The sequence below is a fragment of the Chryseobacterium sp. II3a genome (genome assembly GCF_057815135.1).
Map to the genome: position 1 here is coordinate 290,390 of NZ_JBYPZJ010000006.1, position 25,221 is coordinate 315,610.

Annotated in this window: 21 protein-coding genes; 13 read left to right on the forward strand and 8 right to left on the reverse strand. The window is 36.0% G+C overall.

Annotation, left to right across the window (positions count from 1 at the left end; all coding sequences use genetic code 11):
• Positions 1–3: 3 nt before the first annotated feature.
• From ilvB to ilvA, 4 genes are all read left to right on the forward strand, one after another.
• Positions 4–1,725, forward strand: a complete 1,722-nt coding sequence (gene ilvB, locus AC3HD6_RS16270; RefSeq protein ID WP_488897281.1) for a biosynthetic-type acetolactate synthase large subunit — start codon at positions 4–6, stop codon at positions 1,723–1,725.
• Positions 1,726–1,740: 15 nt separating this feature from the next.
• The gene (locus tag AC3HD6_RS16275; RefSeq protein WP_488897282.1) at positions 1,741–2,022 is read left to right on the forward strand and encodes an ACT domain-containing protein; all 282 of its coding nucleotides are present in this window, start codon (positions 1,741–1,743) and stop codon (positions 2,020–2,022) included.
• 236 nt (positions 2,023–2,258) lie between these two features.
• Complete coding sequence (ilvC, locus tag AC3HD6_RS16280) at positions 2,259–3,305, forward strand: ketol-acid reductoisomerase (RefSeq protein WP_488897283.1); 1,047 nt, start codon at positions 2,259–2,261, stop codon at positions 3,303–3,305.
• A 12-nt stretch (positions 3,306–3,317) separates the two neighbouring features.
• Complete coding sequence (gene ilvA / locus AC3HD6_RS16285) at positions 3,318–4,580, forward strand: threonine ammonia-lyase IlvA (RefSeq protein WP_488897284.1); 1,263 nt, start codon at positions 3,318–3,320, stop codon at positions 4,578–4,580.
• Positions 4,581–4,953: 373 nt separating this feature from the next.
• Here the strand turns inward: ilvA and AC3HD6_RS16290 are convergent, their stop codons facing one another.
• The 6 genes from AC3HD6_RS16290 to alaS form a co-directional block, all read right to left on the reverse strand.
• Entirely contained in the window at positions 4,954–6,423 is a 1,470-nt protein-coding gene (locus AC3HD6_RS16290; RefSeq protein ID WP_488897285.1) for a M28 family peptidase, read from the reverse strand.
• Between the two features lie 6 nt (positions 6,424–6,429).
• Positions 6,430–6,666, reverse strand: a complete 237-nt coding sequence (locus AC3HD6_RS16295) for a hypothetical protein (RefSeq protein WP_488897286.1) — start codon at positions 6,664–6,666, stop codon at positions 6,430–6,432.
• 27 nt (positions 6,667–6,693) lie between these two features.
• Positions 6,694–9,090, reverse strand: a complete 2,397-nt coding sequence (locus tag AC3HD6_RS16300; RefSeq protein WP_488897287.1) for a hypothetical protein — start codon at positions 9,088–9,090, stop codon at positions 6,694–6,696.
• A gap of 220 nt (positions 9,091–9,310) precedes the next feature.
• Complete coding sequence (locus tag AC3HD6_RS16305; RefSeq protein WP_488897288.1) at positions 9,311–11,128, reverse strand: cytochrome-c peroxidase; 1,818 nt, start codon at positions 11,126–11,128, stop codon at positions 9,311–9,313.
• Between the two features lie 64 nt (positions 11,129–11,192).
• The gene (locus tag AC3HD6_RS16310; RefSeq protein WP_488897289.1) at positions 11,193–12,671 is read right to left on the reverse strand and encodes an alkaline phosphatase PhoX; all 1,479 of its coding nucleotides are present in this window, start codon (positions 12,669–12,671) and stop codon (positions 11,193–11,195) included.
• A gap of 193 nt (positions 12,672–12,864) precedes the next feature.
• Positions 12,865–15,468: an alanine--tRNA ligase gene (gene alaS / locus AC3HD6_RS16315; protein ID WP_488897290.1), complete on the reverse strand. Its 2,604-nt coding sequence runs from the start codon at positions 15,466–15,468 to the stop codon at positions 12,865–12,867.
• A gap of 692 nt (positions 15,469–16,160) precedes the next feature.
• Between alaS and AC3HD6_RS16320 the strand changes: the two genes are divergently transcribed.
• The 4 genes from AC3HD6_RS16320 (at position 16,161) to msrB (ending at position 18,634) form a co-directional block, all read left to right on the forward strand.
• On the forward strand, positions 16,161–16,712 hold the full coding sequence (locus AC3HD6_RS16320; protein WP_488897291.1) for a sigma-70 family RNA polymerase sigma factor: 552 nt from the start codon (positions 16,161–16,163) through the stop codon (positions 16,710–16,712).
• Between the two features lie 5 nt (positions 16,713–16,717).
• Positions 16,718–16,987: a hypothetical protein gene (locus AC3HD6_RS16325; RefSeq protein WP_488897292.1), complete on the forward strand. Its 270-nt coding sequence runs from the start codon at positions 16,718–16,720 to the stop codon at positions 16,985–16,987.
• Positions 16,988–17,066: 79 nt separating this feature from the next.
• On the forward strand, positions 17,067–17,516 hold the full coding sequence (locus tag AC3HD6_RS16330) for a DUF417 family protein (RefSeq protein ID WP_488897293.1): 450 nt from the start codon (positions 17,067–17,069) through the stop codon (positions 17,514–17,516).
• 17 nt (positions 17,517–17,533) lie between these two features.
• Positions 17,534–18,634 carry a peptide-methionine (R)-S-oxide reductase MsrB gene (gene msrB / locus AC3HD6_RS16335; RefSeq protein ID WP_488897294.1) on the forward strand — a complete coding sequence of 367 codons (1,101 nt, stop codon included), beginning with the start codon at positions 17,534–17,536 and terminating at the stop codon, positions 18,632–18,634.
• Between the two features lie 31 nt (positions 18,635–18,665).
• Here msrB and AC3HD6_RS16340 read toward each other — a convergent pair whose 3' ends face one another.
• Positions 18,666–19,316 carry a hypothetical protein gene (locus AC3HD6_RS16340; protein ID WP_488897295.1) on the reverse strand — a complete coding sequence of 217 codons (651 nt, stop codon included), beginning with the start codon at positions 19,314–19,316 and terminating at the stop codon, positions 18,666–18,668.
• Positions 19,317–19,513: 197 nt separating this feature from the next.
• On the opposite strand from AC3HD6_RS16340, the gene AC3HD6_RS16345 reads away from it, so the two are divergent.
• From AC3HD6_RS16345 to AC3HD6_RS16365, 5 genes are all read left to right on the forward strand, one after another.
• The gene (locus tag AC3HD6_RS16345) at positions 19,514–20,863 is read left to right on the forward strand and encodes an AAA family ATPase (protein ID WP_488897296.1); all 1,350 of its coding nucleotides are present in this window, start codon (positions 19,514–19,516) and stop codon (positions 20,861–20,863) included.
• 151 nt (positions 20,864–21,014) lie between these two features.
• On the forward strand, positions 21,015–22,130 hold the full coding sequence (locus tag AC3HD6_RS16350; RefSeq protein WP_488897297.1) for an NAD(P)/FAD-dependent oxidoreductase: 1,116 nt from the start codon (positions 21,015–21,017) through the stop codon (positions 22,128–22,130).
• Between the two features lie 5 nt (positions 22,131–22,135).
• Positions 22,136–22,627 carry a hypothetical protein gene (locus tag AC3HD6_RS16355; protein ID WP_488897298.1) on the forward strand — a complete coding sequence of 164 codons (492 nt, stop codon included), beginning with the start codon at positions 22,136–22,138 and terminating at the stop codon, positions 22,625–22,627.
• Between the two features lie 154 nt (positions 22,628–22,781).
• Positions 22,782–23,894 (forward strand): peptide chain release factor 2, encoded by a 1,113-nt coding sequence (gene prfB / locus AC3HD6_RS16360; RefSeq protein WP_488897307.1) that lies wholly within the window; start codon positions 22,782–22,784, stop codon positions 23,892–23,894.
• Positions 23,895–23,979: 85 nt separating this feature from the next.
• On the forward strand, positions 23,980–24,675 hold the full coding sequence (locus AC3HD6_RS16365) for a DedA family protein (RefSeq protein WP_488897299.1): 696 nt from the start codon (positions 23,980–23,982) through the stop codon (positions 24,673–24,675).
• 120 nt (positions 24,676–24,795) lie between these two features.
• On the opposite strand, the gene AC3HD6_RS16370 is transcribed toward AC3HD6_RS16365, so the two are convergent.
• The coding region (locus AC3HD6_RS16370; protein ID WP_488897300.1) for an ISL3 family transposase at positions 24,796–25,221 on the reverse strand (426 nt) is incomplete at its 5' end.

A 25,221-nucleotide genomic window follows, 5' to 3' on the forward strand; every position in this document is an offset into this window, starting at 1 on the left:
AGTATGAAGAATTTAAATCAATCAACAGCTACAGAACTCAGCGGAAGCCGGATTATTCTTGAAGCCTTTCTACAGGAGGGCGTGAAAACAGTTTTCGGTTATCCCGGTGGTGCTATCATTCCCATTTACGATGCCCTTTATGATTACAAAGACGAGCTGGAGCATATTCTGGTTCGCCATGAGCAGGCGGCTGTACATGCAGCACAGGGGTTGGCCAGAGTTTCTGGGAAAGTAGGAGTGGTTATGGCAACGAGCGGTCCGGGAGCAACCAATTTAGTGACAGGTCTTGCAGATGCTTTATTAGACAATACTCCGTTGGTATGTATTACAGGACAGGTATTTGAACATCTTTTAGGAACAGATGCCTTCCAGGAAATTGATGTTATGAATGTCACCAGCCCTGTTACCAAATGGAATTATCAGGTAACGGATGCCCATGAACTTTCTGAAGTATTAGCTAAAGCATTTTATATTGCAAAATCTGGGCGTCCTGGGCCTGTTCTTATTGATGTGACGAAAAATGCCCAATTGCAGAAAGTTGAATACAAAGGATATTCTCCTTGCGACTCTTTGAGAAGTTATAAACCAGATCCTGCACTGTCGCTGGAACATATTGAACAGGCGGCAGAGCTTATTAATAAAGCAGAGCGTCCTTTCATCATTGCGGGACAGGGAATTATGCTTGGAAAAGCAGAACGTGAGTTTTTAGAATTTGCTGAAAAATCAGGAATTCCGGTAGCATGGACGGCTTTGGGAATAGGTGTTATTCCTACAAATCACCCACAGGCGGTAGGAATGGTAGGAATGCATGGAAATTATGGACCTAATATTTTAACCAATCAATGTGATGTGCTGATTGCTGTAGGAATGCGCTTCGATGATCGTGTGACCGGAAGATTAGATCAATATGCGAAACAGGCAAAAGTCATTCATTTTGACATTGACCGGTCAGAGATCAATAAAAATGTAAAGGCAGATGTTCCGGTTCTTGGAAACTGTAAAGAGACTTTACCGATTCTTACAGAGCTGATTGAAAAAAGAGAACATCCGGAATGGCATCAAAGATTTAAAGACTGTCTGGAAGTGGAAAACATCAATCTTATTAATGAAGAGCTGTATCCCAATGAAGAAGAACTGACGATGGGAGAGGTTATCAGATGTCTTAATGAAATGACGAAAGGAGAAGCAGTAATTGTAACGGATGTAGGTCAGCATCAGATGATCACGTGCAGGTATTCCAACTTCCAACACTCCCGGACTAATGTTACAAGTGGTGGATTGGGAACAATGGGATTCTGTCTTCCGGCAGCAATAGGAGCGGCTTATGGGGAACACAATCTTCCTGTTATTGCAGTAATGGGAGACGGAGGAGCTCAGATGAATATCCAGGAATTGGGAACAATCATGCAGTATCATCCTGAGGTTAAAATTCTAATTCTGAACAACAGTTATCTGGGAATGGTAAGACAGTGGCAGGAGCTTTTTCATGAAGAACGGTATTCTTCCGTAGACATCCAGAGTCCGGATTTTGTTCAGGTAGCAAACGGATATCATATTCCGGGAAGAAAGGTTAGTCAGAGAGAAGATTTGAAAGAAGCATTGGAGGAAATGCTTAGTCATCAAGGAGCCTTTCTGCTGGAGGTAATGACAGGCAAAAAACACAATGTATTTCCAATGATTCCCCAGGGAAAAAGTGTTTCAGAAATTGTATTGAATCATAAATAATAAAAATCAACAAAAATGAGAACAGAAAATAAAGAATATACCATAACAGCCTATACGGAGGATTGTTTGGGATTGATGAGCAGAATCAATGCTATTTTTTCAAGAAGGAGAATTTCTATAACCCATTTCAATATGGGGCCGTCTGAAACAGAGAATGTAAAAAAGTTTGTGATTACCATTAGAGAAACAGAAGAATCTGTTCAGAAGATCACCAGGCAAATGGAAAAACAGGTAGATGTATTGGAAGTTCATTATCATAAAAATCCATATCTCACAGCAATAGAATACGCTAGCTAAACATAACAAGGTAATTATATACAATACAGTTGCCTTATTATTATGAGTCTGTCATTCTGAATGTAACGAAGCGAAATGAATAATCTAAATTATATTATGAGATTCTTTCTTTGTCAGAAATCGAAGATTATCTCCTTTCAGTCGATGAATGTTATTTCGGCGTAGCCAATGAGAGTAGAGTAAAATTGTATATAGTCAACAAAATTAAAATAAACAACAAAATAAAATTATAGAAAATGGCAAAATTAAATTTCGGAGGAGTAGAAGAAAATGTAGTAACAAGAGAAGAGTTTCCACTCAATAAAGCTCAAGAAGTATTAAAAGATGAAGTGGTAGCCGTAATTGGTTATGGAGTGCAGGGGCCAGGGCAGGCTCTTAATCAAAAAGACAATGGAGTTAATGTAATCGTAGGGCAGAGAAAGAATTCTAAATCCTGGGATAAGGCTGTAGCAGACGGATTTGTACCTGGAGAAACCTTATTTGAAATAGAAGAAGCCTTAGAAAAAGGAACCATTATCTGCTATCTTCTGAGTGATGCAGCACAGATTGAATACTGGCCGAAGGTTAAGCAACATCTTACTCCTGGAAAAGCACTGTATTTCTCTCATGGTTTCGGAATTACTTTTAATGAACGTACGGGAATTGTTCCTCCGGCTGATGTAGATGTGTTTTTGGTAGCTCCGAAAGGATCAGGAACTTCATTGAGAAGAATGTTCCTTCAGGACAGAGGTTTGAACAGCAGCTTTGCCGTTTATCAGGATGCTACAGGAAAAGCAAGGGAAAGAGTAACAGCATTGGGAATTGCAATAGGAAGCGGATATTTATTTGAAACAGATTTTAAAAAAGAAGTATACAGCGATCTTGCCGGAGAAAGAGGAACGTTAATGGGAGCTGTACAGGGAATATTTGCTGCACAATATGATGTATTAAGGAAAAACGGGCACAGTCCTTCTGAAGCTTTCAATGAAACGGTGGAAGAACTTACTCAATCATTAATGCCTTTAGTCGCAGAAAATGGGATGGATTGGATGTATGCTAACTGCAGTACAACAGCCCAAAGAGGAGCATTGGATTGGTGGAAGCGTTTCAGAGATGCCACTTCTCCTTTATTTGAGGAATTGTATGATAATGTTGCCGCAGGAAATGAAGCCCAAAGATCAATTGACAGTAATAGCAAACCTGATTACAGAGAAAAATTAGAAGTAGAGTTAACAGAGTTAAGAGAAAGCGAAATGTGGCAAGCAGGAAAAACTGTACGAAGCCTGAGACCGGAGAACAATTAATATAAAAGAACAATGAGGACGGGAGAAACCTATTTATCTGTATTGGATACTGTTTACAAAGCAGCAGAAAGACTTAAAAATGTGTGTGTCAGAACGCCATTGGCTGTTAACAATAATTTATCAGGAATTTATAATGCTCAAATTCATTTTAAAAGAGAAGACCTTCAAAGGGTGAGATCTTATAAAATTCGTGGGGCTTATAACAAAATGTCTACCATGTCAAGAGAAGATATTTCCAGAGGGATTGTTTGTGCCAGTGCCGGTAATCATGCTCAGGGAGTTGCTTTCGCATGCAATACCATGCAAGTGAAAGGAACTATTTTCATGCCTTTACCTACACCGGGACAAAAACTGGAACAGGTTAGGATGTTTGGTGGAGACTATATTGATATTGTTCTGCATGGAGACACTTTTGATGAAGCAAAAGATGCGGCGATGAGGTTTTGTAATGAAAATAACGGAACATTCATTCATCCTTTTGATGATCCTGCGATTATTGCAGGCCAGGCGACAACTGCATTAGAGATTTTGGAACAGTCGGAAGAACCTATAGATTATCTTTTTGTACCGATCGGTGGTGGTGGATTAGCAGCTGGTGCTTGTTCTGTCTTTAAAGAATTATCTCCTCAAACCAAAATCATTGGAGTAGAACCTTCAGCGGCAGCAAGCATGAAAAAGGCTCTGGAAAATGGTAAACCCGTACATCTTGAAAAGATCAGTCGCTTTGTAGATGGTGCTGCTGTACAGCAGGTAGGAAATCTCACGTTTGAATTATGTAAAAATACTTTGTACGATGTAGTTACAGTAGAGGAGGGCCTCGTATGTGAAACCATTCTTTCCTTATATAATAAAGATGCAATTGTGGTAGAACCGGCAGGTGCCCTTTCCGTAGCCGCTTTAGAAAAATATAAAGATCAGATAGAAGGAAAAAATGTAGTCTGTATTATCAGTGGAAGCAATAATGATATTACCCGAATGGAAGAGATCAAAGAAAAAGCTTTACTATATGCGAACTTAAAGCACTATTTTCTAGTCAGGTTTCCACAGCGGCCGGGAGCATTGAAAACTTTTGTAATGGATGTGCTGGGGCCGAATGACGATATTACTTTTTTTGAATATACTCAGAAAAATTCAAAAGAAAAAGGAATTGCCGTAGTAGGAATTGCTCTGAAGCAAAAAGAAGATTTCACTCCCTTGATGGATAATATGAAAAAGCAGGATTTTTTTGTTAACTACCTCAACAATGATCCTTCTTTGATGAATTTGTTGATCTAATTATAAATACATCCACATTTTTATCAGCCACGAATGCACGAATAAAATTATGGCTGTAGTTAATCTATGTATCTATGTGGTTTAAAAAAATAACCACATAGTTACATAGAATTTTGTTGCTAAAAGAGTTGAAGTCATTCCCTATTATTTGCTGAAAATTATTAGTCTTCTAACTTCCTGTTCGTTATTCTGTAGAAATCTATACGACATATTCTGAAAGAGAAGTTGAGATTCTTCCTTCGTCAGAATGACAAACTATATGTTGATGTTTATATAAGAAGAAAATGATAGCACTCAACTAAAAATATTCATGCATTCGGGGGATTACTAAAAGAAAACTCCGGCTCACGAATGTGAGCCGGAGTTGGTCATTTTATCTTTCAAGCGTAAAATTTGAAATGACTTTCGGACGTTCAGCCTCATTGGCAACTTTCCAGGATGTTCTGTACATCCATTCTGTCATTTTATATAGTTTCTTGTAATTGATGTTTTCAGATTCATCCTGTGGAGTGTGATACTGATCATGCAGCACACTGGTGAAAAATATGGAAGGAATACCTACTTTAGCATATGGAAGATGATCGCTTCTGAAATAAAAATACTCAGCATGATTTGGAGAATCCCAATCTTTTAAATACTTGAATTTTGTACTTTCGTTATTAGCATCTTCAGCCATTTTTACAAGCTCTTCAGAGTTTTTATGCGGGGCATTTCCACCTAATAGTGCAGCTTCATTGTTATCGTTTCTTCCAATCATATCCCCATTCAGTACTGCTACAATATTCTCTTTCGGAACTACGGGATGGGAAGCATGCCATCTTGAACCTAATAATCCTCTTTCTTCAGCACCATGGAAAACAAACAGAATACTTCTTTTTCCCGGTTGTTTTTTGTAAGCTCTTGCCATGGCCAGCATTGCAACACAGGTACTTGCGTTATCATCAGCACCATTGTAAATCGTGTCGTTTTTTACAGGATGTCTGATTCCGTCGTGGTCCTGGTGCCCGCTCAACAGAACATATTCTTTTTTAAGAACAGGGTCTGTGCCTTCAATTTTCCCGATGATGTTTACTGAAGGATATTTGTACGTTTCCGTCATCAGGTTAAGAGCAACTTTAGGGTTGTTTTTTACCCAGGCAGCATTCTCTCTCTTGATCCAAAGAACAGGAATATTATTGGTGATTTTTTCTCTAAGCCCTTCTACACCATAGGTTCCTCTGGTCATTTGAGGAAGAACTTCCACCCAGCTTTTGTCTGAGATATCATCCGTAATAAAAATGATCGCTTTTGCTCCCAGCTCATTCGCTTTATTGTAATATTTTGTTCTTACAAATCCGGGATATCTTCTTACAAAGAGTGTCATTTCTTTATCAATGTTTTTGTCAGAAGCATTTACTGCAAGCACTTTTCCTTTAAGATTCAGTTTGGCAAGATCTTCAGGTTCCGTATTTCCTGCATAAACAATTTCAGCATCTATAGAAGCATTTACTGGCTCTGCCACAAGGAAATCCTTCCATAGTTTCAATGGAGTATCTCCGATTGTCAGGCTGCTTTGTGGAGTAGTCTGGTGTCTGTACATATCAAAAAACTGGAAAAAAGTACCATGGTCACCGGCAGGTTTCATCCCCGCTTCCTTGGCTTTGTCAGCCAGCCACATCGATACTTTTAACTCATCAAGTGTTCCTGCTTCTCGGCCCCAGAACTGATCTGCAGCCAATTCATACATATCCTTTCTGAGATCAGCTTCTTTGATCGCTGATACCAAAGGCTTTTGATAGCTTTGAGCATTTCCGATACTGAATACAAGAAGACCCAGTAAAGAAAAAATATAATTCTTATTCATTGGCTTTTAATTTAAACTGCTAAGCTTATCAGCAAACTGTTTGGAGAACTCTTTTCTGTCTTCTTCCAGTTTCTCTGCATCAGCTGGTAAAATATAGTTGAAAAGGATTTTACCTTCATGATCTAAAAATATGATTTCTTTTTCATTCCCATCAATCATCTGTGAGAAAATAGCCCACATGGAAGTATCTTTTAATTTTAATAACTCAAAAAAGCCCTCCGCTTTGATCTCTATTCTTTGCATGTTATTGTATGTATAATTTATTCTTGATTAAAATTCAAGGAATTTCAATTTAAACTGAATAGCAAAATTCTGTTTAAAGTGTGGCGTAGCATAATATCCCACTCTGTAAAATAACCCAAGGTTGAAATAGCTGGAAAGGAAGTTGTTCCATTCCAATCCTACCTCCTGATACAGGTGATCCAGTTTTTTAAACTTGAACTGGTGGTATTCCGGATGTTTCATATCACCAATCGTTCCACGCAGTACAAAATCAAAGCTGGAAACATTATGTCCAAAACTTTTAAAGTAAAATGGCAGTTTATGAGTGAAATAATAAGCAACAAATTTATCGTTATAATATTTTCCACCTTCTAAAGTAGCAAACCCAAGAAACGAAGTAAGGTTAAAATTAAAATCCTTGCCCGGAGAGGCAAGCCCGTTCATCGTAAAATTTTTCCAGATTGGAGCTTCTCCTAAAACAACTCCGCCATACAATCTGAAACCTGTTGTTCCGATTGCTGTTTTAAAATTATGAACAAAAAGAGCATCGAAACGGGAATAATTGAAACTTCCACCCGCCATTTTGTAACTCTGTTCATAATTGAAGTATAATTCAGGATATTTTTGATCAATCAGAGATTTTCCCTGAGGGGTCATAATATTAGTAGAATTCGGTGAATACTTTAATGTAAACAACGTATTGAAGTTCTTGAAAGAAGATCCGCCATCTCTGAACTGATAATCAAATTCGGCTTCCTCAATATTTCTTCTTACAGCAAGGGCTAAGGTAAGACCGTTTGTAACGTCATTCAGGTAAGATAATGAGGCGCCTTTAAAGTGGAAATACTTATCATTGTTCAGGTTATTTCCAAAGTTCATCATTCGCATTTTGAAATTCCAGAGTCTTCTGTAAAATTCCCCCGAAGCAGTCACATCATCATAAAAATCAAACCTGAAAAAGGAATTCTTTTCCAACGTTGTTTTGATATCGATTCCCATCCCGTATTTCCATCTTCTGTCTTTTACACCATAAGCAAAATAATAATCCGGAGAGAAATAAGGATTGAAGTTTTCATTGATCTTAGCCTTTAATCCCAATCGGAATCCTTCGTAGGAGTTATAATTGGCGATTTCATCTACAGCAAAATCCACAATACCAACTCTTATTTGCCCATTAAGCAATCCTGAAATGATTTGTGCTTTGCTGTCAATCTTATATCTCTTACCAAGACTGTCAATGGTTTTGTAAGTATTTTGTTCCCTTTCTGTAAGCGGCTCAGTTCTATATTGATTCAGAGAATGCCCGTCAATGCTTTTTACAGAGAAAGTATACCCTTTGAAATCCTGGGGTTTTTCTTCAATAGGGGAAGCAAAGTCAAAATATTTTGAAGTAAGAAACGCGTAAGTGCCAAAGCTTTTTTTATCTTTTTTGTCGGTATGTTCCTTATCGTCCATAGCCATTTTTCCCATTTTAAGCTTTGTAGTTTCATGGGCAAGGAACCATTTGTTGTTGTAAAAAATCCAGGTACTGGTGATAATACCGTCGTTCTTGTTTTTACTGAAGTTTTCAATTTTTTTGATCCCGTAAGTTTCAGTGTCAATATAGATGGCTCCTGTGTACTTTCTTTTTTTATCAGGATTTTTATAGTTCACCTCACGAAAACGGATGACAAAGTTTTTCCTTCCGTCAAGTTCTATAGTATCGGAAAGAAAATACCTGTAAAGACCTCTGTTTTCTGGTTTTACCTGCTCGGGAACAATATCTCTGTTACTTTGCTGAAGAGCAATCATTTCATAGACCGGCTGTTTCAGACCTGAAATTCTGTTATCAAGGATATTAATCTTTTCACCGTATTTTTTGGAATATAAAAACTCCTGGGCTCTTTCCCAAAGGAAGAGTTTGCTTTTCGCAAAAATTTTTCTTGCACTGATGTTATTCAGGGAGTCTTTTTCCCTCTTTTTCTTAAAAAAGTTTAAATCATTAAAATACTGATTGAATTGAGTCAGACTGTCCTGATCAATATCAAGGGAAATTTTTTCGTAAGATTTATAAGTGTAAGAACCTAAGCTTTTGGGAGAGTTTTCATTGAAGAGCTTATTTACCTTTTTCAGAATTTCCAAAGCTCTCGGATCACTTTTGTCTTCAATCACTACCGTTTCAATATTGGTGGTTTTTGAAGTTTTTTTGGTCAGGTAAACTTCCATACTGCTTTCTACAGTGGTTGTTTCCTTTTGGTATGATTCAGCTTCAACTTCTATGTTTTTGCACTCCGCTTTAAATTCAAGAATCCCCTGTGTGTTGGTATAGCCAAGAATGGTACTGCCACAGAAAATCTTAGCTTTTGAGACGGGTTTTTCACTGGCGGCATCTACAACTTTAATTTTAAGCTGTGAATACCCCAAAAAGCATATCAGGAAAAAAAATAATTGTAAACCCCTTTTCATGTAAAAAAACTAGGTCAAAATTAATAATATTTATTGTGGTAGAAAAGTTTTTAACACAGTATAACATTGATTTAATCTAAGATAGGGATTACTATTTTTCTAAAATACCCGTTGCAAAGTATACCTTTAGATGGTGTTTCTATATTTTCTGAAAAATTCCAATAAAAAAACTCCTGAATTCTATTTGTCCAGGAGTTTTTATCATTGTTTAGATCTTACATTATTTATTATCATCCAAAGCCTTCATAAATGCAATAATATCATCTATTTCAAGTTCTGTTAGCTGCAAAGGAGCATCAGAAAGTGTTTGGTTTTCTACCTTAAATCCGAAACCTTTTCCACCGCCTTTATTGTAAAAATTCATGACCTCTTTCAAGGTTTTATAACCTCCGTTGTGCATATAAGGAGCTGTTTTATGAATGTTTCTAAGAGTAGGTGTTTTGAAAGAATGCTGCAATGCCGCCACTGTTTCATGGAATTTTCCTCTTCCCAGATCATTGTCGAATGTTTTATTTTCTCCATTGATAGCTATTCCCAATACTTCCTGTTCTGTTTTTTTGAAATTGGGAGGGACAGTACCATTAAATAAAGGAAGAAAATGGCATATTGCACATTGTGCTTTCCCAACAAAAAGATTAAACCCACGTTTTTGACTTTCGCTCATTGCTGACTTATTTCCCTGCATATATTCATCAAAATTGGAATTGAACTTTGCTAAAGAACGTATATAACTTGCCAATACATTCTGAAGCTGCCATACCTCAGTTTTTTGTGAATGATAAATCTTTTTAAATGCAGCCTGATAGTTTTTATCTTGGTTAATTTTGGCAAGAATGATAGTTAAATCACCATGCATTTCTTCTTTGTTAGAGATAACATCCGAACTTTGTCCTTCAAGATCATCCTTTCTCATATCCCAAAATTGACCATGTTGAAATCCTGCATAGTTAAGAGATGGAGCATTTCTTGTAAGTTCCGAATTTTCAAGCGACATCGATTTTGCAAGCCCATCAGTAAAAGCTTTTTCGGGAATGTGGCACGTTGCACAGCTGCGGTTGTTATTATTTGATAACATATGATCATTAAAAAGCTGCTGTCCAAGAGTGGCTTTTTCTTCGGAATAAGCATACTCTTTTCCGGGATTGAAAGCATTAGGATTGAAAGCATTTTGAGAAAAAAAAGTAGCCGCATTTTTGTTTAATGCTGTCGTTACCTCTACATCAGGAATTTTTTCCTGATTTTTAAAATCAAGCATCAGGGCGGTGATCTTATTAAGGTGATCCGGTATAAAGTTTTTATAATCGAATGTATTTTTATCCGTATTTTTTTTCAGAGCTTGTGTAGCTGCATTGATCTCCGTTATAATGCTTTTTAGAGCTTTATCTTTTGATCTGTCAGTTGATATTTGTTCCAAGGTTTCTCTAATCCCTTCAAGAGAAGAAGGAATTTCCTTTAAAAATACTCCGGAAATAGGGGTGTCAAAACCTGATATTCCCAGACTTGAAATTCTGAAAGTTTCCTGCCTTAAAGCATCAAAAACCTGATTTTTGCTCATAGTAATAACCTGAAAATTGGTTTTTATGGTATTGCTTTTATTGATGAGTTTGTTGAGCATTCTGGTTACCTCATCTTTATTTCCTTTCTGGTAAGGATAAAACATTTCCTCCAAAACCTGTAATCCTTCAGGTTCTATTTCTGTATGTTCATCCATTTCTATTTCCGGAAGAGCAGGGCCGTTAATGAATCTTGCAGAATGCGGAAGAAAATACTCTATAGCCCATTCCATTTTTTTATAAGTTTTTCTGATACTCTCAAACTTCTCCTGAAGTAGCTTTTCATCAGAGTCTTGAGAAACAAGGGCTTTCAGTTCATTGATCTGTTTTTCAAAATCAGTGTTGGTGGTGATGATTCTGTTTTTCACAGAACCCAGATCTTCATATACTGGCTGCTGTTTCTCATTCTTACAGTAGGAAAGTACAAAAAGTGCCGCCGCAGAATATAAAAGAAGAAGTATCGGATATTTTGAAAGTTTCTTCATAAGTATGAAAAAGCATCAACAGGGTTTTTCTGTTGATACTTTGATTTATATAGAGAATTTAAAACTATTTTTCTACGTTTCTGATAATTACAATTTGTCCACCTTCCTTGTTGGTGTTGACTCCGGAACCGTCAGGATTTTTAAATTTATCCAGCTGCCAGGTGTGAGAGTGGATATTCACAGCAAATGTATTAGGAACTCCAATGATATCAGAAATGTCAACCATTGCTCCATACTCCCATGAACCGTACTTCTCAAGGTCTCCGGATTGGTTGTAAGCTGTATTCCATGCAGTATTACCTCTGTTATGTTTCATATTCAGCCATGGCTTATATTGCTTTGTAGCGATATTCAATTGCCAGATATGAGAATCATGTTTGGCTGCTTTGTAATAGGAGTCTCCATCTTCCTGGATGTAAACGAAGTTTTCAGTTACACATAAATTATCAGGATTGATCAGGTTATTTCCTGGATCAGAATCTCCTTCTGCCACTACTTCTAATTTTCCTGCCAGCATATTACTGGAGTTAAGAACAAGTTTGTAAACTCTTCCCCACATCGTTAATCCCGGTTTTGGGTTTGCACCATCAGAAGATTCTCCTGTAGCAGTAAAGTAGATCTCTCTTCCTTTTCCTGCTCCTTTTCTGTAATCTACGTCTTCAACTCTTGAAAAACGGATCGCATTATTATCAATATTTTTCTGATTGATTTGAGCTCCGGTAAGGTTTTTGGCGTTAGGAATCTCAACAAACTCTACATCGTAGGAGTTTCCTTTCGTCATATCTGTTTCAGTATAATTATTATTTGTTCTTTTCAGAGCATATAATTTTCCGTTGTTCAAGTCTCCCTGAGTATCTGATACATACATGATCAGCTGCCCTGCAGACTGATGGGAAGAAGAATACGACTGATCCTCACCAATCAGGATATAAGATTTTCCATTAGAAACATCTTTAGGAAGCGGAACCGCATTTTCCATAGAAGCCTTTCCTAAAGCTGGCTTTACTCGGGTTTTATCTGATGCCTGAGAAGCTGGTGACAATGGATCCAAAGCATGAACCATACTTTCTTCACCAGATTCTCCGGCAGTTAGGAATGCACTGAAACCATGAATTTCAGGAGTTGCCAAAGTCGCAGAACACAATCTTGTCATTCCTCCGGTTCCATTTAAAATATATTCTCCTTTTACAGGTCTGAATGTTTTATCCAGATATACCCTTGAGACAGATTGTTTGATCTCATGGTTGGTAATCATCAGATAACCATCGGATTTAGGATCTTTCATGATTCCCATTCCATCCGGCTGTCCTCCGAAAACAAAATCAGGAGAGCCAGAAAGAACATCGGAACTGGAAATAAGCGTGGTAATATTTAAGTTTTCAAAACCAGTCATCCCATACACAAAAGCCGACTCTTTAGAGAAGTTTTCAATTTTGATTTTGTCATTGACAGGAGTATTATTATCGCTGTTATTGTCTTCATTACAGCTTTGAAAAGCAAGTGCAGCAAAGACTAAAGCTCCAATAGTTTTGTTAATTTTCATAATTACATTTTTTTGAATTTCGATTATGGCAAAACTAATAGGCTAGTGTTAATTAGACTTTACGGGGAGAAAACAAATAGTTTAAGATTAGGTAGAGGTTTGTTAAGGAATAGTCAATAATTAGAATGGATATAAATAAAAACACCTGAATGGATTCATTCAGGTGTTTTTCAATATGTTGAATTTTTTTTTATTAAATATTCAAAGCTTTCTGATAAGCATTTTCCAATCCATCAAGGTTTTTACCTCCAGCTGTTGCGAAACCTGGATTTCCACCTCCGCCACCTTGGATTTCTTTAGCAAGATCCTTTACAATAGCTGCTGCCTGATAGTCTGCTGCCAGATCATCGGAAACTCCTACCGTAATCATTGGCTTACCATCAGCATTAGAAAGAATGATCGTCACCGAAGTTGGGATTTCTTTCTTCAACTGGAATACGATATCTTTAACAGATCCAGCATCCAAAGAAGTCTTTTTTACTAATAACTGTTTGTTACCTTTCTGTTCATAAGCATTTTTCCAATCACCGATTTCTCCTTTTGCCTTTTCTTTTTTGAGAGCATCAACTTCAGATTTTAATGATGCATTTTCTTCAATTAATTTCTCGATAGATCTTACAACATCTTTGGATTTTAATAATTGAGAAAGTTCAATGATTTGTTTTTCAAGACCTTTGAAATATTCTTCAGATTTGTCTCCTGAGATCGCTTCAATCCTTCTGATTCCTGCTGCAGCAGACCCTTCAGAAGTAATTTTGAAATGACCGATTTCGCTGGTGTTTTTTACGTGTGTTCCCCCACAAAGTTCCTTAGAACTTCCGAATTGGATCATTCTCACATTGTCACCATATTTTTCACCAAACAAAGCCATTGCTCCCTTCTCTAAAGCTTCCTTGATTGGAATGCTTCTGAACTCCTGTAATGCAATGCTTTCTTTGATTTTGTGGTTTACTTTTTCTTCAATTAAAGCAATTTCTTCTTCAGTCATTTTATTAAAGTGAGAGAAGTCGAAACGCAGATAATCAGGACCTACGTAAGAACCTTTTTGCTCTACGTGAGTTCCCAGGACATCTCTTAATGCCTCATGTAAAAGGTGAGTTACAGAGTGGTTACCTTGAGAGTTCTTTCTATCTGCTGCATTTACTTTAGCATAGAAAACAGCTCCTGCATCTTTAGGAAGACCATTAATCAAAGAAATGATCAATCCATTTTCTTTTTTAGTTTCCAGAACTTCGAAGCTTTCCGTAGCATTCTCAAGAATACCTTTGTCTCCAACCTGTCCACCTCCTTCAGGGTAAAAAGGAGAGTTGCTTAATACTACCTGATAAAATTCTCCGTCTTTATTTTCTACCTTTCTGTATCTTGTAATATAGGTTTCAGATTCAATCTGGTCGTATCCCACAAATATTTCAGGCTTTTCTTCCAATGTTACCCAGTCATAAACTTTCTGAGCAGAATCAGCTTTTGAACGAAGTTTTTGCTTCTCCATTTCAGCTTCAAAACCTTTTTCATCGATCGTTAATCCTTTTTCCTCAGCAATAATTCTTGTTAAATCATCAGGGAAACCATAGGTATCATACAATTCGAAAACCTCTTCGCTTGGTAATACTTTCAGATTATCAGTAATGGTCTGTTGAATTAATTTATCAACTCTGATCAGACCATTTTCAATCGTTTTTAAGAATGAATCTTCCTCACTTTTGATGACTTCTGTTACCAAAGTTCCTTGCTTTTCAAGTTCAGGGAAGAAAGCTCCCATTTGTTCCTGAAGAACAGCAACCAATTTGTAAAGGAAAGGTTCTTTCATATCTAGGAATCGGTAAGAATAAGAAATTCCTCTTCTCAAAATTCTTCTGATAACGTAACCAGCTCCTCCGTTGGAAGGCAATTGTCCGTCTGCAATTGCAAAAGAGACAGCTCTGATGTGATCAACAACTACACGAATGGCAATATCTTTTTCATCTTCTAAAATTCCGGTATATTTTTTCCCTGAAAGTTCTTCAACCTTCGCAATAAGCGGAGTGAAAACATCTGTGTCATAGTTGGAAGATTTCCCTTGAAGTGCCATACAAAGACGCTCAAAGCCCATTCCTGTATCTACATGCTGAGCAGGTAATTTTTCCAGAGAACCATCTGCTTTTCTGTTAAATTCCATGAAAACGAGATTCCAAACCTCAACTACTTGAGGATGATCGTTGTTCACCAATTCCAAACCAGAAACTTTAGCTTTTTCTTCTGGAGTTCTTAAATCGATATGGATTTCCGAACAAGGGCCACAAGGTCCGCTTGCACCCATTTCCCAAAAGTTATCCTTCTTGTTTCCGTTGATAATTCTATCCTCTGCAATATGAGATTTCCAGAAATCATAAGCATCCTGGTCTCTGTTGAGATTTTCAGATGCATCTCCTTCAAAAATGGTTACATATAAATTCTCTTTTGGTATTCCGTATACTTCAGTCAGTAATTCCCAGGCAAAAGCAATAGCCTCCTTTTTGAAGTAATCCCCGAAAGACCAGTTCCCTAACATTTCAAACATAGTGTGGTGGTAAGTATCTCTACCTACATCATCCAAATCATTGTGCTTTCCTGAAACTCTTAAACACTTCTGTGTATCGGCGATTCTTGGGGCCGTAGGGGTTTTGTAACCAAGGAAGAAATCCTTGAACTGCGTCATTCCTGAGTTGGAAAACATAAGGGTAGGGTCGTCTTTCAGCACAATAGGAGCTGAAGGAACGATAAGGTGCTCCTTACTTTTAAAATAGTCTAAAAATTTTTGACGTATCTCTTGTGATGTCATAGTATTGCTTTTGCTTTTTTTAATATCAAATTTTGATAAGATGCAAATTTAAGATTTTTAGGTGATTTAATATTTAATATTTCATATTTTCAAGGATGTTTTATCAAATGCCGGACATAATAATTAGTAATAGTTAGAAATATATGCTCATATAGACTCTTAAATTTTTATGGTAACTCTAATTTTATATCAATTTGTTATTTCGATCTGTCATTCCGAATACAAACTGAAGGTTTGCGAACGTAGTTCAGAAGTGAAATGAAGAATCTAAACTCATTAATGAGATTCTTCCTTCACCAGAAATCAAAGATTCGGCGTAGCCAATGACAAGAGGTAAAAAATTACATATTGAATATCATTTTTATTATACGGATAGATGCAAAGACAAGCGTTATTTTTTGCCACGAATGCAGGAATAATCTTATTCTATGTATCTATGTGGTTTAAAAAACACTTTAATTTAACCACATAGAATTTATTTGCAGGTAAATAACTTGTGTATTCATAGCCAATACAACAGTGTACAATTTTATTGGAGATAAAATCTTTGTGCCTTAAAAACAATCTCATTCTCTAAATCTTGTGCCTTTGCGATTTCCAACAACAAAGTATTCACTCCAAGAAAATTTTTGTTATTTGCATTTAACTTATTACCTTCGTTAAGATCTGAAATAAGATAAAAACAACCCATAATGATGAAAAACGAAATTCTGAAAAGCTGGATAGAGCAATACTCCGGACCGCTTTTGAAGAAAGCTTTATATATGCTTTCCAATAAAGAAGACGCTCAGGATGTGGTTCAGGATGTTTTTATTGCAGCCTTTTCCAATTATGATTCTTTTGAAGGGAAGAGTCAGCCACTCACTTGGCTTATGGCTATTCTTCAGAGAAAAATTGCTGATTTTTACCGTAAAAAATATAAATCTGAGCCTGATATAAGGCTGGATCACTTTTTTGATGAATCTGGTTCATGGAAAAATAATGATGTTCTGAATGATTGGAATGTTTCCACTGAATCTGAACTGTTAGACAATCAGGAATTTAATAAAACACTTGAAGAATGTATCGAGGAATTGCCTGCCAAATGGAAAATTTTATTGAAAATGTATTACATTGAAGAAAAAAAAGCATCTGATGTGAGTCAGGAATTGAATGTTTCTACGACTAACCTTTGGAAGATCCTTCAACGAACCCGTATGCAATTGAGAGAATGTCTGGAGTTTAACTGGTTTTCAAGATTATAATTAAAATGCTGAAAAAGATATTACATATTCTGTTTTTGCCATGTAAAGAAGCCACTTTGCTGATGGAAAAACGTAATGCCCAAACAATCTCTGCCAAAGAAAACAGGAGATTGAGCCTTCATATTGCTATCTGTAAATGGTGTAAGGTCTATAATGAAAAACTGAAGTTGCTGGATAAGATTTTCAGAAAGACACTTACAGAAAAAAATGCTGAAATTAATGAATCTGAAATTCAGGATTTTAAAAATAAAATGATTGAAAAATTAGATTTTTAAGAAAATTTTGTCAGGATTTTGAAATAGTACCGACTATCCTTTTGAAAATGATAAAAGTATTAATTCAAAACCTAAAAAAATGATCGGAACAGTACATCAACCGGATAAAAATCAATCAACGTATTCCCTGGGATATTATATTTCTCTTTTCGGAGCAGCGCTTATATTGCTTTGGATAGGGATCTTCAAATTCACTCCTACTGAAGCAGCAGCTATAAAACCTTTGGTAGAAAACCATTTCTTAACTTTTTTCGTATATAAGATTATGAGCGCTCAGACAGTGTCAAATCTTATCGGAGCGATAGAAATTATCATTGCTTTACTACTGATATTTAGTGCGAAATTTGCTGTACTAAAAAGATATGCAGGAATAGGAATGATTGTTACTTTTCTGGTAACATTAAGCTATCTGTTTACGACTCCTGGAATGTGGAAAATAGTAGATGGAATTCCTGTTACGGACTTTTTTATATTGAAGGATCTGATGCTTTTAGGATTTGGATTCATGGTATTACAAAATAAAAAATAATGAATAAAAAGCTAAATATGAAAAATATATTAATTGTACTCGGAATTGTTCTGGGTATTGCAGTCTTTGCTGCCGGAAGCGGGCTTTTTAAAAAGAATAAGCCTATTGAAACAGACGTGAAAAGAGAAAAACAGGAAATTATGGATAATAAAAATGTAAGGGAAATTTATTTTGCCGGTGGATGTTTTTGGGGAACAGAGCATTTCTTTCAGCAGATTCGTGGGGTTGTAGGAACAGAAGTAGGGTATGCTAACGGGAAAACTCAGAATCCTACCTATGAAGAAGTAGTAAGCCACACAACAGGTTTTGCAGAAACAGTGAAAGTAAAATATGATCCTGAACAGGTAGATTTGAAATTGCTTATTGATCTTTATTTTAAAACCATTGATCCTACAAGCCTTAATCAGCAGGGAAATGACAGGGGAGACCAATATAGAACAGGAATTTATTATACTGATAAAGCCGATGAAGCTCTTGTAAAAAATGAAGTTCAGAAGCTGGCAAAAGGATATAGCAAACCGGTTGTAGTAGAAACTACTGCTTTGAAGAATTTCTATAAAGCAGAAGACTATCATCAGGATTATCTGGATAAAAACCCAGGCGGATATTGTCATATTGAACCGGGACTTTTTGAAATGGCGAAAAAAGCCAACCCACTCCCAAAAGCGACAACCTATCAAAAGCAGGATAAAAAGGTTCTAAAGGAAAAACTTAGTGCAGAACAATATAATGTAACACAGGAAAACGGAACAGAAAGAGCTTTCCAAAATGAATACTGGAATGAAACTCGTGAAGGAATTTATGTAGACATCACAACAGGAGAACCTTTGTTTGTTTCTACAGATAAATTTGAATCCGGCTGCGGATGGCCAAGCTTCTCAAAACCGATCACCAAAGGTCTGATTGATGAAAAACTGGATCGTAGCCACGGAATGACAAGGGTAGAGGTAAGAAGTAAAACCGGAGACGCTCACTTAGGACATCTTTTTACAGATGGACCAGAGGATAAAGGAGGACTTCGTTACTGTATCAACAGTGCTTCCTTGAAGTTTATTCCCAAAGCGGATATGGAGAAAAAAGGATACGGAAAATATCTTCCGTTGTTAGATAAAAAGTAATGTGAAAGGAAGGCTGCCATTTGGCAGCCTTTTATTTTAAATTGTATGTAGAGGATGGGTACCTTTCTTTAAAACTTAATATAGAAATATTGGATAATATGAGAAATCCTATGATAAGAACATAAGCTTCTTTGGTAAAATGAGAGAAAAATTCCTGTGTTTTTTCAAAAAGATTGGGTTCCATTGAGTCAGTATCTACATAGGTAGTTACCACGTCATTACAAAGCAAACAAGGTTCTGCCAACGGGTACGGATCCAGATAAGTGACAGGCACAAGAAGATTTCCTGTTTTTTCTAAATCTATTCCATAATCTTCATGTTTTGAAATATGCATATCATTGAGAAGAGAAACAAAATCCCCATAAGTGTTTTCTTCCCCTAGAATAAACTCAATGCCAGTATTTCTCTCATTTCTTTGCTGTAGAGCTTTAATTTCTGAAACATATAAATCTGAATTTTCTTTTCCTTTACCAGCCGGAACTTCTATTTTTTTAAAATTTGAACTTCTTAATGGTTCAAGAGTATCATTATTATTGTTTTTGTCTTTTTGTAATTTGGCTGGAATACCAATATCTATCACTGAAGTGGTGATTTCTTCAATTTTTCTGTTTCCAAAATGCCAAACTAGAACAGGAATCACCAAAGCACTGATTAATCCCGGAGTATAATAAATCTTTTTCATTCGCTTAGTTTTTGATAAAATTATGAAATAATAGGAGAGTGGGAAGGTAAAAATAGGAAACTTTCATTTTTTAATAGTATAAAATAATTCAAAATATAGAATGCTGATAGGAATCAAATTAAAATGTTGTTAAATTGATAGGATTTCATAGAATTTCAAGATTAAAATATTAAATTTGATAGAACTAATAGGGAATTATGAAGTTAATTGAACTTGCAGAAGAACTCAATGTTTCTGCAGAAGCAATAAAGCAGTTTATACAGGATTTTGATCTGGAATTGGTAGACTGTATCAGTACAAATTTTGAAGTACAGCAGGATTTTGAAAAATTTGCTCGTGAAAATGTAGACTTTTTAAGATTATACGAAAAGGATCTGGACAAGAATAAAACACTGGAACAGATTGCTGAAGTGATCAATCAACCGAAAGAGAAAGTTGAGAAAGCGATTAAAGATAATAATCCTAACATTTTTGACAATGGCTTTTTCAAATCTTCAATTTCAAGTTACGGTATCGATAATAAACTAGGTGGGAATTACCAGTTTGTATATGACTATTTCGGACATAAAACCAGCTTACAACAAAGAGATTTTATAGGATATAGGGACTTGTTTTTCTATACATCCACTGTTCTTGAGCCATTTTTGAATCCGCAGCAGATCAAAGATTGGGGGATCAATAAACCGGCAGGGATTATTCTGTATGGGCCTCCTGGAAGCGGGAAAATTTTCTGGGCCAATAAAATTGCTGAAATCATAGGTTATCAGTTCAAGGAAGTGAAAAAACATTATCTGGGAACTTCATTAATTGACGGGAATCAGATCAATTTCAGTGATTTTCTTTTAGCGATGATGAAAGAAAATAAAATGCTGCTTTTCCTTGATGATTTTGATGAAATCATGATGCAAAGAAAAGCAGAGACCGATGTTGCATCCTGTAATCTTGAAGCCCAGGAGCTTATCCTGCACTATATTGCAAAATTTGAGAAAGAAGGCGTGTTGATGGTAGGTTCAGCCAATTCTGTATCTGAAATTGATGAAGAAATTTTAGCGCCGGGAAGATTTGATGTGATGATTCCTATATTTCCGCCGAATGCTTCTGAACGTTCAGAAATTATCCTATATGCGATGACCAGAGGGCTTGAAGAAGATTCTCTATTATACAAAATACTTAAAAATAATAAAGCAGACAAAGTTCCTTTCTGGCATGAAGTTTCTTCAAGGATGAAGGTTTTCAGCAATACCATGCTAATTGACTTTACCCAAAGCTTAAAGAAAAGGATCAAAAATCTTTATCAAAGAACCCGAAACGAAAAGCTTAAAATAGATCAGCAACTTATCAATGGAGCATTAAGAGATGCTGCGGCAAAACTTACTGAAGAATATCTCGATCAGGTAGCCCGGTTTTTAGCAGATGTCATCATCAATAATTTTGATGAATTTCAATTTAGAATCCAGGCTCTAAAAAAAGAACTTGAAACGTATAAGGTAGTTGAGGAGCCTAGACGAGCGATCGGATTTCATCATAACGGAGAAAAAGAAGAGTAGGCGGGATTCGAGATACAAGGTCTGAGATGTGAGGTAATGTGATAATCATTCAATAACCTCTTTTTTTTAACCTCCATGTCTATCATCTATCTGTCTATTATCTCATATCTTCCATTATCATGTATCATTAATTAATCATTATTCATTACTCATGATCAGCATTTGGGAGCAGGAAACCTTTTATCGTAAAAGAGATATTATCATTATTGGGGCCGGATTTTCCGGGCTTTGGACAGCAATTTCTATTAAAGAGAAGCTTCCTGGCCGATCGGTTTTGATTATCGAGAGAAATACTGTTCCACTAGGTGCTTCAACAAGAAATGCAGGTTTTGCCTGCTTTGGAAGTCTTACAGAAGTGATTGCTGATTCTCAAAAGATGGGTTGGGATAAGACATTAGACCTCGTTAAAATGCGGTTTGAGGGACTTCAGAAGATCACACAATATTTTAAAAATGATGAGATAGATTTTGAGTTGAATGGAGGATATGAAATTCTGAATAATGAAGAACCTTTACAGTATATCAATCAAGTCAATGAAAAACTTAAATCTATAACCGGACTTCAACAGACCTATTCCTTACAACAGGATAAAATAACAGAATTCGGACTTCATAAATCTCAATTTTTGATTGAGAACCCATGTGAAGGAAGCCTGCATTCAGGAAAATTATTGCAGAAACTTTTAGAAAGATGCCATGAATTGAAGATTGAATTTTTATTTGGAACAGAAGTAAGATATGTTGAGGAAACTGTATATGAATTGAATATCGGCCTTTCAGAAGAACTTTCCATTCAGGCAGATCAATTAATTCACTGTACCAATGCATTCAGTTCGGCATTTTTGGAAAAGGAAAATATAATTCCTGCCCGAGGACAGATTCTTTTGACCGAACCTATAGAAAATTTAAAATTAAAGGGAACCTTTCATTATAATGAAGGCTTTTATTACTTCAGGAATGTTGGAAATAGAGTTTTGTTGGGTGGTGGAAGAAATCAGGATTTTAAAACTGAAGAAACCTCTGCTTTTGAAACCACTGAATTTTTACAAAATCACTTAGAAAATTTTTTAAAAAAAGTCATTCTGCCTAATAAGGAATTTAAGATTGCTCTCCGGTGGTCCGGAATTATGGCTATGGGAAATGAGAAAACTCCTATTGTGAAACAACTTTCAGAAAGACAATTTTGTGCAGTACGACTTTCCGGGATGGGAGTGGCTTTAGCTCCGAAGATTGGAGAACTCATCACAACTATGGTATTAAAGAATTAAATTCAATGAAATATTTGCCTTTTGAACGTATTGTTTACAGAACAAATTTGTCCCAACAGGAAATCATAAAAAGACTTTCAGATGTTGTTGAACCGAAAAAATTCAGCTTTAGAAGGAATCATACTCAGGATTATGAAGGTTCTGTAGATACTGACAGGTTTGATATCAGCAGAGTCATCAACTATAGAAACTCATTTCTGCCCCAGATATACGGAAGTATTCAAAACAATAATTATGGAACGGAAATTCAGGTAACCATGACCCTGGATGGATTCGTATTTTTCTTTACAATAGGATGGTGTTTAATAGCTTCCTCTTTCTTTGTTTTCATATTGATGAAAGGGATAAGAGATGAAGAAATAACCGTAGAATTTTTTATTCCTTTAATTATGCTGCTATTTATGTATGGGCTAACTATGGCAGGATTCAAAATAGAAAGTAAAAAGTCAAAAGAATATCTGAGAAAAATCTTTGAAGCGGAAATAAAGAGAGAATAAAAGACAATAGACGAAAAGATAATAGATCTGAAATAAAGAAAAAGGTTTCGGGAAGATTAAAAGATGATTTCTGCTTTATCGGAAACTTTAAACCTTGAACACTAAGCTTTCCACTCTGAAAGAAATCCCTTATTTTTGCAAAAAAGAAAAAATCGTGATCAACAACGACCAGATAAAAGAAGCTCAATCCAGAATTGAAGACTTACACAGATATTTACAGATTGAAAAAAAGAAGATCGAAATAGCCAATGATGATGAAAAAACAGCGGCACCTGAGTTTTGGGATAATCCTAAAACCGCAGAAGCTTTCCTGAAGCAGCTTCGTTCCAAGAAAAAATGGGTAGAAAGTTATGATGAGATTCATACCCAGTTTGAAGATCTTCAGGTATTAGCAGATTTTGCTAAAGAAGATCCGGATTCAGAAAAAGAGCTGGATGATACATTCCCGCAATTGATGGAAAAAATTGAAGACCTGGAATTCAAAAATATGCTTTCCAATGAAGGTGATGAGCTTTCTGCTGTTCTTCAGATTACTGCCGGAGCCGGAGGAACAGAAAGTTGTGACTGGGCAGCCATGCTGATGAGAATGTACACCATGTGGTCAGAAAAACAAGGGTATAAGATCCGTGAACTGAACTTTCAGGAAGGAGATGTAGCCGGAGTAAAAACGGTAACCTTAGAAATAGAAGGTGAATTTGCCTTTGGATATTTAAGAGGCGAAAATGGAGTTCACAGATTGGTAAGAATTTCACCTTTTGATTCGAATGCTAAACGCCATACCAGCTTTGTTTCCGTATATGTTTATCCTTTAGTAGACGATACGATTGAAATTAATATTAATCCTGCTGATATTTCCTTTGAAACGATGAGGTCTTCCGGAGCCGGAGGACAGAACGTCAACAAAGTAGAAACGGCTGTACGTCTTCGTCACGCACCAACAGGAATTATCATTGAAAACTCAGAATCCCGTTCCCAGCTTCAGAACAAAGAAAAAGCAATGCAGCTCTTACGTTCCAGACTCTATGAAATGGAATTGGAAGAACGTATGAAGGCCAGAAATGAGATTGAAGCTAACAAAATGAAGATCGAGTGGGGAAGCCAGATCAGAAACTACGTAATGCATCCTTATAAATTGGTAAAAGATGTACGCTCAGGCCATGAAACCTCAGATGTGGACGCTGTAATGAACGGAAACCTTACTCCTTTTCTTAAAGCATTCCTTATGGCCGATGGGACCGCAGTTTCCGATGATGATCTTGACTTATAAATATCATGTGAAATTTTAGTTAAAATCTTATAATTAATTTTTGTTTCAGATATTTTAGACTTATTTTTGTTGTTCATCAATATATATGGAAGATTTCAATAGCTGGAAGGATTTATTAAACCCGGAGTTTTATATTAAAATGGGAGGGTTTTGGCTTATTTTATTTATTGTGTTCGCTGAAACAGGTCTTTTTGTAGGATTTTTCCTGCCTGGAGATTCTTTATTATTTGTTTCAGGAATATATGCCGTTGAAATCATCAAAGAGACATTTGGTTCTACAGGAAGTGATTTTTTAGATACAACTATTCTTGCTTCCGGTGTGGCGCTTGCTGCCATTGTTGGAAATGAAGTAGGATATTATTTCGGAAGAAAAGCAGGTCCTGCTTTATACAAGAGACCAGATTCTATGCTTTTCAAGAAGAAATATCTTTATCAGGCTCATGATTTTTTTGAAAAACATGGGGCATTGGCCATCATTATGGCAAGATTTTTACCTGTGGTGAGAACATTTACTCCAATTGTAGCAGGAATCGTAAAAATGGACAAAAAAGAATTTCTAAGGGATAATATTATTGGTGCTGTTCTGTGGTCATTTATTTTGATCTTTGCAGGACATTATCTTGATAAACTTTTCATGGAACAGTTTAATATCAATCTGAAAGAAAAATTAGAATACATTATCATTGTAATTGTATTGATAACAACGCTTCCGGTAATTATCAAATTCATGTTCGGAAAGAAAGAAGATTTCTCTAAATACGAAAACAAAGACTTTGAATAATATTAAAACCTACTGAAAATATAAAGGCTGACTCACTTTGAGTTAGCCTTTTTTATTAGCCACGAATATAGAAATTCTTTTAGTGGTGCATTCATGGGATCAAGCACAAAATCTGGGGGGCTAAGCAAAAAGTTTGGTTAATCTGAAGATAAAGAAAGTTTTGTCTTTTACCCCTCTAAGCTGTAATCTAAAGTTTTTAATCTTGGCATTAAAGGATTCAGCAGAAGCATTCGTACTTCTTTTATCAAAGAAGTTTAAAATATCTCTGTAATGATTCATTATTGTTTTTCTTAATGTAGAAAACGATTTAAATCCTGCCTCTTCGACGTTTTTAAACCAATGCGCCAACTTGGTCATCGCAATAGATTTTGAAATATTCTGATTATAAATTTTTCTAAGTTTATCAGTTAGCTGATAAGCTTGTTCCAAGTCAGGATATTCAGTAAAAAGGATGCAGGCTCTCTGTCTTTGGGATAGAGTCCATTTTTCCCGGCTCTTATAAAGCAGGTATCTGCTTCTTGCCAGAAGTTGTTTCCGGGTATCTCC

Bases quoted from the DNA above. Each gene is read 5' to 3' on its own strand.
- ilvB (WP_488897281.1), top strand. From the start codon at position 4: ATGAAGAATTTAAATCAATCAACAGCTACAGAACTCAGCGGAAGCCGG.
- AC3HD6_RS16275 (WP_488897282.1), top strand. From the start codon at position 1,741: ATGAGAACAGAAAATAAAGAATATACCATAACAGCCTATACGGAGGAT.
- ilvC (WP_488897283.1), top strand. From the start codon at position 2,259: ATGGCAAAATTAAATTTCGGAGGAGTAGAAGAAAATGTAGTAACAAGA.
- ilvA (WP_488897284.1), top strand. From the start codon at position 3,318: ATGAGGACGGGAGAAACCTATTTATCTGTATTGGATACTGTTTACAAA.
- AC3HD6_RS16290 (WP_488897285.1), bottom strand. From the start codon at position 6,423: ATGAATAAGAATTATATTTTTTCTTTACTGGGTCTTCTTGTATTCAGT.
- AC3HD6_RS16295 (WP_488897286.1), bottom strand. From the start codon at position 6,666: ATGCAAAGAATAGAGATCAAAGCGGAGGGCTTTTTTGAGTTATTAAAA.
- AC3HD6_RS16300 (WP_488897287.1), bottom strand. From the start codon at position 9,090: ATGAAAAGGGGTTTACAATTATTTTTTTTCCTGATATGCTTTTTGGGG.
- AC3HD6_RS16305 (WP_488897288.1), bottom strand. From the start codon at position 11,128: ATGAAGAAACTTTCAAAATATCCGATACTTCTTCTTTTATATTCTGCG.
- AC3HD6_RS16310 (WP_488897289.1), bottom strand. From the start codon at position 12,671: ATGAAAATTAACAAAACTATTGGAGCTTTAGTCTTTGCTGCACTTGCT.
- alaS (WP_488897290.1), bottom strand. From the start codon at position 15,468: ATGACATCACAAGAGATACGTCAAAAATTTTTAGACTATTTTAAAAGT.
- AC3HD6_RS16320 (WP_488897291.1), top strand. From the start codon at position 16,161: ATGATGAAAAACGAAATTCTGAAAAGCTGGATAGAGCAATACTCCGGA.
- AC3HD6_RS16325 (WP_488897292.1), top strand. From the start codon at position 16,718: ATGCTGAAAAAGATATTACATATTCTGTTTTTGCCATGTAAAGAAGCC.
- AC3HD6_RS16330 (WP_488897293.1), top strand. From the start codon at position 17,067: ATGATCGGAACAGTACATCAACCGGATAAAAATCAATCAACGTATTCC.
- msrB (WP_488897294.1), top strand. From the start codon at position 17,534: ATGAAAAATATATTAATTGTACTCGGAATTGTTCTGGGTATTGCAGTC.
- AC3HD6_RS16340 (WP_488897295.1), bottom strand. From the start codon at position 19,316: ATGAAAAAGATTTATTATACTCCGGGATTAATCAGTGCTTTGGTGATT.
- AC3HD6_RS16345 (WP_488897296.1), top strand. From the start codon at position 19,514: ATGAAGTTAATTGAACTTGCAGAAGAACTCAATGTTTCTGCAGAAGCA.
- AC3HD6_RS16350 (WP_488897297.1), top strand. From the start codon at position 21,015: ATGATCAGCATTTGGGAGCAGGAAACCTTTTATCGTAAAAGAGATATT.
- AC3HD6_RS16355 (WP_488897298.1), top strand. From the start codon at position 22,136: ATGAAATATTTGCCTTTTGAACGTATTGTTTACAGAACAAATTTGTCC.
- AC3HD6_RS16365 (WP_488897299.1), top strand. From the start codon at position 23,980: ATGGAAGATTTCAATAGCTGGAAGGATTTATTAAACCCGGAGTTTTAT.